Annotated in this window: 2 protein-coding genes; both read left to right on the forward strand. The window is 73.5% G+C overall.

The genetic code is table 11. The annotated features are described in order from the left end of the window. On the forward strand, positions 1-652 hold a 652-nt coding region (locus tag N869_RS14365), incomplete at its 5' end, for a cytochrome c biogenesis CcdA family protein (protein WP_052105614.1). Beyond that, a complete protein-coding gene (gene resB, locus N869_RS14370; protein ID WP_084137248.1) occupies positions 652-2,286 on the forward strand; it encodes a cytochrome c biogenesis protein ResB in 1,635 nt (544 codons plus the stop codon). The genes N869_RS14365 and resB, both read left to right, overlap by 1 nt. Positions 2,287-2,457 lie beyond the last annotated feature (171 nt).

Genomic DNA, 2,457 nt, shown 5'->3' on the forward strand with positions numbered 1-2,457 from the left:
CGCCGAGCCGCCCGGGCAGGGTGCGCCCGGCACGGCGCCCGGGACCCCGGTGGCGCCCTCCCTCGCGGGGGTGGGTCGGGGCCGGATGCTCGCGGGCGTCGGGCTGTTCATCGCCGGGTTCACGGTCGTGTTCGTGGCCTTCGGTGTGCTGGCCGGGTCGGTCGGGGGCATGCTGCACCAGTGGAGCGACCCTCTGACCCGTGCGCTCGGGGTGGTCGTGGTCCTCATGGGTGTGGTGTTCCTGGGCTGGGTGCCGTTCGCGCAGCGTGAGCGTCGGCTGCACCTGGCCCCGCGTGCCGGGCTGTGGGGCGCTCCGCTGCTCGGGCTGGTCTTCGGCCTGGGGTGGGCGCCCTGCATCGGCCCCACCCTCGTCGCGGTCTACACCCTGGCCCTGGACGAGGCGTCCGCCGGTCGGGGTGCGGTGCTGTCGGTGGCGTACTGCGTGGGCCTGGGTCTGCCGTTCGTGCTGATCGCGCTCGGGTTCGAGCGGTCCACCCGTGCCCTGCGGTTCCTGGCCCGGCACCGCCGCGCCGTCACCCGCACCGGTGGTGCGGTGCTGGTGCTGGTGGGACTGGCGCTCGTGAGCGGGTTGTGGGGCCGGTGGACCCAGTCGCTGCAGGGCCTGATCGCCGGTTTCGAGACGGTGGTGTGATGAGCGGCTACCGGCCCGAGGGCCACGAGGGCGACCCGTACGCCCGGCCCGAGGTGCAGGTCCCGTCGTTGGGTGCGGTCGGGTTCCTGCGGTGGATGTGGCGTCAGCTGACCAGCATGCGGGTTGCGCTGATGCTCCTGATGCTCCTGGCGGTCGTGTCGATCCCGGGATCGGTCCTGCCGCAGCGCCCCCAGGACCCCCCCGCCGTGGCCCGGTACCTGGCCGACAACCCCGGCCTGGGCCCGTGGCTGGACCGGTTGGGCTTCTTCGACGTGTTCGCCTCGGTGTGGTTCTCCGCGGTGTACCTGCTGCTGTTCGTGTCCCTGATCGGGTGCATCGTGCCGCGCACCCGGGTCCACCTGCGGGCGCTGCGGGCACGGCCGCCGCGGGTCCCCCGGCGCCTGGAGCGGTTCGCCGTGCACGAGGTGCGGACGGTGGACGCCGACGTCAGCACCGTCCTGGACGCCGCCCGGGGGGCGCTGCGCGGTCGCGCCCTGCCCCGGTTCCGGGTGGACGTCCACCCAACCGACGGGCCGCGGGGCAGCCTGAGCGCCGAGCGCGGGTACCTGCGCGAGAGCGGGAACCTGCTGTTCCACCTGGCGCTGGTGGGGATCCTGGTCTCGGTCGCGACCGGTCAGATGCTCCACTACCGGGGGCAGGCCCTGGTGGTCGAGGGCCGTGGGTTCGCCAACGCCGTCACCGACTACGACACGTTCGAGGCCGGCACCGCCTTCGACCCGCGCTCCCTGGTGCCCTTCACCATGACCCTGGACCGGTTCGAGGCCGAGTTCACCCAGGACGCCGCCGCGAGCCCGCGGGACTTCGCGGCGCACGTGCACGTGCGTGAGCCGGGGAGCCCGGACCGTCGCGAGACGATCCGCGTGAACCACCCCCTGGACGCCGGTGCGGCGAAGGTCTACCTGATGGGCAACGGGTACGCCCCTCAGGTGGAGGTCCGCGACGCGGCCGGTGAGGTCGCGTTCGAGGGTGCGGTGCCGTTCCTGCCCGAGGACGCCGTGTACACCTCGCGCGGGGTGGTGAAGGTGCCCGACGTGTCCACCGGTGACCAGATCGGGCTGGTGGGGTACCTGCTGCCCAGCGCGGAGGTCACGCCGATCGGTGCCCGGTCGGTCTACCCCCAGCCGCTGGCGCCGTTGCTGATGCTCTCGGTGTGGACCGGTGACCTCGGTCTGGACGACGGCGTGCCGCAGAACGTGTACGAGCTGGACACCGACCGGATGACCCAGGCGACCGAACCTGACGGCACACCCGTGACGCTCATGGTCGAGCCGGGGCAGACCGTGGACCTTCCCGACGGGCTGGGGACGATCACGTTCACCGAGCTGCCCCGTTTCATGGCGGTGGACCTGCGCCACGACCCCGCCCTGACGTGGATCCTGGTGTTCTCGGCCCTGTCCCTGGTCGGGCTGAGCGTGTCGCTGTTCACGCCCCGGCGCCGGGTCTGGGTGACGGCCACCGAGGTCGACGGACGTACAGTGGTCGAGGCCGCTGCCCTGGCCAGGGGCGATGACCTGGGGCTGCGCGGAGAGCTGGACCGGGTCCTGTGCGCCCTGCCGGGGCAGGTGCCCCCGGCCCCCGCCGCCGAGGACGAACCGCACGAGGGAGAGTCATGAGCATCGCCGAGGTCAGCACCCTTCTGGCGTGGGGGGCGACCACCGCCTACGCGGTGGCACTGATCGCCTTCGCCGTGGACCTCGCCCGGATCGCCGACGCCGCGTCCCGGCTCCGTGCCGAGGCCGCGCCCCGGGCGGTTCCCGTGGCCGCGGGTGCGGGGGCCGTGGGTG

It is taken from the genome of Cellulomonas bogoriensis 69B4 = DSM 16987 (genome assembly GCF_000767165.1).
Taxonomy (GTDB): Bacteria; Actinomycetota; Actinomycetes; order Actinomycetales; family Cellulomonadaceae; genus Actinotalea; species Actinotalea bogoriensis.

Coding starts and splice junctions, on each gene's coding strand:
- resB (WP_084137248.1), top strand. CDS start 652: ATGAGCGGCTACCGGCCCGAGGGCCACGAGGGCGACCCGTACGCCCGG.